Origin of the sequence: Acidithrix ferrooxidans (assembly GCF_000949295.1) — a bacterium.
GTDB lineage: Bacteria > Actinomycetota > Acidimicrobiia > Acidimicrobiales > Acidimicrobiaceae > Acidithrix > Acidithrix ferrooxidans.
On record NZ_JXYS01000010.1, the window covers coordinates 21,519 to 27,518 of the forward strand.

Sequence of the window (6,000 nt, forward strand, 5' to 3'; positions counted from 1 at the left end):
TGTGTAAAAGCGAAACAACTTGGTGTTGAACTAATCGTAGATAAACATAATTTCTCACTTGACACCAAGTTGTCCGATCACTAAGCTTCAAACGCGCGGTAGGAAAGGTCATTCGGATGAGGAGATCACCAAATACGCGGACCCTATACCTTCTTCGCAAACCAAAAATCTTTACATTCCGGGGGGAATTATGACTGACACCGTTCAGGAGACCGTAGTAGCACCACCAGCACCAACTGGTGATCCAGCAATGATAGGGTTACCGTCATTCATTGTGGGAGCGACCGCATTCGCACTTGGAGCAGTTGGCTACATACCAGCAGCTGGTTCAGGAGGGGTGTTGCCAAACATCATTACCGCCACGGGCATTGGACTACTCGTTGCAGCAGTTTGGGCAACGCGTCTAGGACAATCGGCTGTTGCTAGTCTCTTTGCGATATTCGCAGGATTTTGGCTTTCGTATGCTGCGCTACTACTCGGCCTAGATCATAATTGGTACGCAATTCCAGCCGCTGACGTAAAACAAACTATAGTTACCTACCTTGTGGCATGGGCAGTCCTGATCGGAGTCCTAACGCTAAGTACGCTGAGATTACCTATGGTATTTTCAGCAATTCTAGCTCTAGTGGAGATTGCACTTCTATTTATACTCGCGGGCACGATTCAGGGATCGAATACATTAACCCATATCGGAGGATACATCGTCTTTGCCTTCTGTGCCCTTGGACTTTACGCCTTTGCAAGTGCTGCAATGATTTCAACTGGGGGGAAGGGTCTTTCACTTGGCAATCCAATCGTAAAATAGCTCGGAGGATGAAGGGCAATGGTTTTCCAATTACGAGTATTCGCCCACTTAATAGACCATTGCCCTAATCGTATTACCGCGACACGGCGAATAACATCAACATACTCGCAATGCGCGATCCTACCGCTGAGTAGGATCGCCACCGATAAAGTGTCAGAACCCGAGGAAGAAATCACCGAACCCGACGATCTGATCACTGAGCACCGGCGGATCCGGTCTCGAGCCGATCAGCATTCGGGAGGCTAATTGGGTAGCAGATTAAGGGCCAGTGCCGACGTCGGACGGATTGGGTCATTGAAGATCTGATTCGCGCGATGGTAAACAATGCAACTTCGGCTAATCGAATTGCTCAGATCGAAGCCTGATGTACGCTTTGAACAGTTAACACACTCAGCGCCGTTAGGAAAGCAATGGTGAAATCAGCATCTATTGAACATGCAGAGGTCCGTACGCGCGACATCGAGCGACTTTGTCGTGCCCTTGATTCATCAGCCTTAGAGTTATCTTTTAGTGCCAAGTTGCCACGAGCAACTGCCGAGAAGGTGCTCCCCCTCCTGGCTGATTAAATCAGCTTCTACTTCTTTTTTCCATTGGTAGATAGTTGCACTTGGTATCTTGCTTTCTTTAGCAAGTTGGGAAAAAGCACCTCTTAGTGTACTTGGATCTGAAAGGAGCGTCCTTATTTTTCTAATAACAGCTTCTTTTTGATCCTTTGGATAAAGTATCATCGTTCGCCGGAGTTCTCGCCCTATGGGGTTGTACATATTTTACTTGAGCAGATGCCAACCAGCCTGACACCTGGGGTGTCTGTCTTGTGTGCCGAGTTGGTGCTGGCCTTGATGCTGCGGGAACGAACCGCATCAAGGCCGAGAACAGGGGCATCCTATTCAAGACGGAGGCGGTCCGTCGCCATCTTATTGATTTTCAACTCGATGATGTACTTTTTAGGAAATGTAATTGGCACTCGGGCCGTGTTGCTTCTGATTTTACTCCCCGTAGACGCTCTGCTCTTAGCCATCTACTTCGGGTGGGTTTGGTCCAGTAATTTGACCAAGATGAAACTTCCTAGGGAAAGATCTACGGCCAGTTCTAGTGTCCCTAGTCATAAATTCACTTAGTAAATGGTCCGAGGTACTTTTCCATGGATTTGAAGATCTCGTCAGCCGTCTTATGCCATCTAAAAGGACGAGGATTCTCATTCCAGGTTTCAGTCCATTTTGTAATAGCTGCAATAAGTTGCTTTTCTGACTTGTGTGTTGATCTCTGCAACATCTTGGTAGTTAGTTCAGAAAACCATCGCTCTACAAGGTTCATCCACGATGAATAGGTGGGAGTAAAGTGAAAGTGAAAGCGTTCATGCTCAAGGTTCCATTTACGCACTGTATCGGTCTTATGGGTAACGTAGTTATCCATAATGAGATGGACCTCTAGATCTTTTGGTATTTCTTTGTCAATGAGATCTAGAAATGAGATGAACTCAACCGCACGATGTGCGGTTGTCGTCTGTGTTATGACCTTTCCAGATGCTGTGTCAAGAGCAGCATAGAGATTGGTTGTTCCATGTCTTATGTAGTCATGTGTTTGACGCTCCGGTACAAAGGGAGTCATTGGAAGAACTGGTTGTGTCCGGTCAAGTGCTTGTATTTGTGTCTTCTCATCGACACATAGCACAAGTGCTGCTTCTGGGGGATTGAGATAGAGTCCAACTACATCTCGAACCTTTGAAGTAAAGTTAGGGTCGTTAGATATGTTGTAGTACTCAATGAGATGGGGTTTTAGTCCAAAGGTTCTCCATATACGAGATACTGTCGATTGAGAGACGCCAGCAACTCTTGCCATCTCAGTTGTTGACCACTGTGTAGCGTTCTTTGGTTCTGTAGTTGTAGTAAGACGAATGATCTCAGCTATCTTGTCATCGTCATGGATTCTTGGGGTTCCACTTCGTGGAGCATCAGATAGAACTGATACCCCAAAGAGAGAGAACCTCTTCCTCCACTTAGAGACAGTAAAGCTTGAGACACCGGACAATTCAACGATCTCTTCGTGGCTAAGGCCATCAGCTGCGCCAAGAGCAATCTTGGCACGAGTTACATGAGACTGTGGCGAGGTTGTAGCACGGATTACACCCTCTAGGAACTTTCTATCGTTGTCTGAAAGAACAACCTTGTATGCCGGTCGACCGATCTTCTTTTCCATTACTCTCCTAAGTGTAGTGAAATGTACCTCTGTATAGGTAAAACACTACAAATAGGGATTAATTCCTTATTTAAATGAATTTATGACTATGGACACTAGTTCATACAAGTACTCAACTAGTGACCACCCCTTCATGGGTGAACCATTGTCACTATGGATCACTTTCGGAGCCATATTCTCTCTAGCTATCGCTCGCTTTACAACTCTCTTTAGCTGCTCAGAGCTTTCAGATTCGTATACTTCCCACCCGACTATCTTCCTCGAATAAAGGTCGATAATGACATAGGCGTTTCTAATAGATTCCCCTAGCTGGTCCATTTAGCCAAGTAATATCAAGGGTCCAGATGTCACCTGGTTTCCTTGATATATGGACTGGCCTAGACCTCTTCTTCGGTGGCTTTGTTCTGCTCCTGCGCTTGTTTAGATTGTTATCGGCTAGTACTCGATAGAAGGTCCTCTCAGATGCAATATATCTACCCTGATCAGCGAGCTTTGGAACTATTTGGGCAGGGGTAAGAGACGGGAACTTACTCGAAGTACACACTTCGATGATCTTTTCTCTTTCCTCCTCCGATAGTGCATTAGAGCGACGTTTGTGTACAGCTCCTCGCCGGCGATCTGTGGTGCCAGATTCCCATCGCCTAAATGTACGAGTCGATATCTTCAAAACTTCACAAGCTTTGTAGCTTCTTGCACCGGCTGCAATTGCTTCACTGATGAGGGCTACAGCTTGAGCTCGAACGTTGTGTTCTAGATACAGAGGGGAGAGACTAAACGTCCCCTTCTTCCCCCGTGAATCATAACAAGCTCTGTCTCTCGTACTTTTTTTTGAAGAACCAATAGAGCAGCAGCTTCTGCTAGCGCCTTTTCTTTCCGTCGAAGTTCAGCTTCAATTCGTACTCTTGCTTTACGCTCTTTATCAAGGGCTACCTGGTGAGCCCTATTAGCAGCACTCTTATCGTCAAAGGCTGACTCTAAGGTATTTCGCCACTCCTCTAAATCTTCTGCTAGAACACCATTAGCTCTCAACCATTGACCAAGTTCATGTTCGTTCATCGACGACGTTTCGATGACTGCCTTGATCTTGTTGATTGATTCGCTTGAGTTGATGACTCTGGCTTTACGTTCCGAGTTCCACTGGTAGACAACGTTTGCATTGATACCGTGATCTTTTGCGATCTTTGCAATAGCGCCAGCTTTCGCTGGCTCTGAGTTATCGAGCTCATATAGAGCCGCTACTACTTTATTCTTTAGTTCCGCAGGATACCTTTTCATGTCAATTCCATCTTCGCCCTCTTAGAAACAAAAATCAAGCTAGGTGACAACAGTCTTGGCAGAGAGGGCTTGGCGGACTCCAATAATGTTAGTTCATAACCAACTGGTGAGACGTTACCGGTGAATGTCAGGATAGTTGACGCATTTGCCTGCTTTCAGATTAATGGCTATTTGGCCATTTTGAGCCGTTTTTGACTCTCTGATTTCGCGGTTTCTCGCAACGATTATTTCATCGTCGCCGATCGGTTCGCAAGCGATTATTGAAATGTGCATAAACGCGGAGCGTTTAAACACAATCCAACAATCTTTGACCGCTTTCACCAACAGTTTTCTGCTGCTGCTACCAACTAAATCAATTAGTCATTGAAGATACTTGATGGAGCTATGTAATCAAACTTTGACTAACGACCGATCTATCTCGCGGTGGTGTGGTCCATGTTCTCGCCAGGAGGAGTCCAATCTCTCACTTTAGAGTTGACCCACCTCCTTGGACTTAGCTCTTATCCCTTCTTGTAGAGCTCGGCCCGCTTCGAGAGTACCTCCATGTGGTTACCTTCGTGGACATCATGTGGAGTGACGAACTTTAGAGCACTATGGCGATGGTGATAGTTGTAGTAACTGACAAACTTCTCCACCCAGATCCGACTATCTGCTAGGCTTTCAAATCCTTGAATATGGGTATCCTGGCCAGTACTTGGTTGTTCGAAAGAGCGCTTCGATGTGAGGGTTGTCGTCTGATATAGAAAGGTCGAGAGTTAGAGGTGGTGATCCCCATCTTGTAACAAAGCTCCAGTAGGGACGATCCCTTCATGGGAGACCCGTTGTCGCTATGTAATATTTTGGGAGCTCTTCCTCCCTCTAGGAGGGTTGCTCTTCTTACTACGTCGCTAAGTTGCTGAGACGATTCGCATCCGTAGACCTCGTAACCAACTATCTTTCTTGAATATAGATCCATTACGAAGTACAGGTAGTAGTAGATGCCACTAGCTGGACCACGTAGCCAGGAGATGTCTGTGACCCAAATTTCAAGCGGACAAGTCGCTAGGTGACTAGGTGTACCACGCTTTACTTGCTTTTTAGCTCTACCCCTGTGGTTGTTTTGCTTCTTGTCGCGAAGGATACGATAAAAGGTAGATTCTGATCCGAGATATATACCCTTGTCAGCTAAAGCTGGAACTACTTGACTTGGTGGAAGTGATGAGTACTCCTCTTTATGTAGAGTATCTAGGATCTCTTGACGCTCAGATTCATCAAGAGCAAAGCATGGTTTAGCCTTAATGACAAAGGGACGCTTGTCATGGGTATCCTCACCTTCAGCCTTGGAACCTCTGGTAGCTGCGTAGTGACAGCCCGAGTTCCTTTACCGCTAGTTTGAGCCGGGCTCCGGCACTATGAGCTTCATCAATAAGTTCTACTGCGAGTAGGCGATCTGAGGGAGGAGATCATTGTAACCCCTTTGTCCCTCGCCAGAATAGCCTCGGCTTTTCCTTGGCTATACCAGCAGTGTGTATGTCTCTTGCAGTGCCTTTTCTTTTCTATTTAGTTCAGCTTCGAGCTTCTTTGACTTAGCCTTCTCACTTGCTAGTTCAGATCGGTATTTAGAAGTGGTTTCACCACTTCTATCATTCGCCTTTGAACAGGTGATTCTCCAATTATCAAGCTCTTGTTTCAAAATGCCATTTGATCGAAGATATTCACCGAGTTGCAACTCGCTCATTGCTGCT

The 6,000-nt window shown here is 46.1% G+C and carries 9 protein-coding genes; 2 read left to right on the forward strand and 7 right to left on the reverse strand.

The window, feature by feature from the left end:
- Nucleotides 1–190: 190 nt before the first annotated feature.
- Together AXFE_RS02165 and AXFE_RS19815 are read left to right on the forward strand one after the other, a co-directional pair.
- The gene (locus AXFE_RS02165) at nt 191–805 is read left to right on the forward strand and encodes a GPR1/FUN34/YaaH family transporter (RefSeq protein ID WP_052604264.1); all 615 of its coding nucleotides are present in this window, start codon (nt 191–193) and stop codon (nt 803–805) included.
- Nucleotides 806–1,215: 410 nt separating this feature from the next.
- Nucleotides 1,216–1,371 carry a hypothetical protein gene (locus AXFE_RS19815; protein WP_160291691.1) on the forward strand — a complete coding sequence of 52 codons (156 nt, stop codon included), beginning with the start codon at nt 1,216–1,218 and terminating at the stop codon, nt 1,369–1,371.
- A gap of 544 nt (nt 1,372–1,915) precedes the next feature.
- On the opposite strand, the gene AXFE_RS02175 is transcribed toward AXFE_RS19815, so the two are convergent.
- The 7 genes from AXFE_RS02175 to AXFE_RS02195 all read right to left on the reverse strand — a co-directional run.
- Nucleotides 1,916–3,001 (reverse strand): IS630 family transposase, encoded by a 1,086-nt coding sequence (locus tag AXFE_RS02175; protein WP_052604259.1) that lies wholly within the window; start codon nt 2,999–3,001, stop codon nt 1,916–1,918.
- 66 nt (nt 3,002–3,067) lie between these two features.
- Entirely contained in the window at nt 3,068–3,319 is a 252-nt protein-coding gene (locus AXFE_RS21245) for an integrase catalytic domain-containing protein (RefSeq protein ID WP_052604260.1), read from the reverse strand.
- Nucleotides 3,294–3,668, reverse strand: a complete 375-nt coding sequence (locus AXFE_RS18200; RefSeq protein ID WP_160291692.1) for a helix-turn-helix domain-containing protein — start codon at nt 3,666–3,668, stop codon at nt 3,294–3,296. The genes AXFE_RS21245 and AXFE_RS18200 overlap by 26 nt, the downstream gene beginning before the upstream one ends.
- An 83-nt stretch (nt 3,669–3,751) precedes the next feature.
- The gene (locus AXFE_RS02185; protein WP_052604261.1) at nt 3,752–4,276 is read right to left on the reverse strand and encodes a hypothetical protein; all 525 of its coding nucleotides are present in this window, start codon (nt 4,274–4,276) and stop codon (nt 3,752–3,754) included.
- A gap of 500 nt (nt 4,277–4,776) precedes the next feature.
- Nucleotides 4,777–4,911: a transposase gene (locus tag AXFE_RS18205; RefSeq protein WP_160291693.1), complete on the reverse strand. Its 135-nt coding sequence runs from the start codon at nt 4,909–4,911 to the stop codon at nt 4,777–4,779.
- A 17-nt stretch (nt 4,912–4,928) separates the two neighbouring features.
- Complete coding sequence (locus tag AXFE_RS21250; RefSeq protein ID WP_082058407.1) at nt 4,929–5,555, reverse strand: DDE-type integrase/transposase/recombinase; 627 nt, start codon at nt 5,553–5,555, stop codon at nt 4,929–4,931.
- Between the two features lie 213 nt (nt 5,556–5,768).
- On the reverse strand, nt 5,769–6,000 hold a 232-nt coding region (locus AXFE_RS02195), incomplete at its 5' end, for a hypothetical protein (RefSeq protein ID WP_455423327.1).

Excerpts from the sequence above, each read along its gene's own strand:
- AXFE_RS02175 (WP_052604259.1), bottom strand. The coding sequence starts at position 3,001 with ATGGAAAAGAAGATCGGTCGACCGGCATACAAGGTTGTTCTTTCAGAC.
- AXFE_RS21245 (WP_052604260.1), bottom strand. The coding sequence starts at position 3,319 with ATGGACCAGCTAGGGGAATCTATTAGAAACGCCTATGTCATTATCGAC.
- AXFE_RS19815 (WP_160291691.1), top strand. The coding sequence starts at position 1,216 with ATGGTGAAATCAGCATCTATTGAACATGCAGAGGTCCGTACGCGCGAC.
- AXFE_RS02185 (WP_052604261.1), bottom strand. The coding sequence starts at position 4,276 with ATGAAAAGGTATCCTGCGGAACTAAAGAATAAAGTAGTAGCGGCTCTA.
- AXFE_RS02165 (WP_052604264.1), top strand. The coding sequence starts at position 191 with ATGACTGACACCGTTCAGGAGACCGTAGTAGCACCACCAGCACCAACT.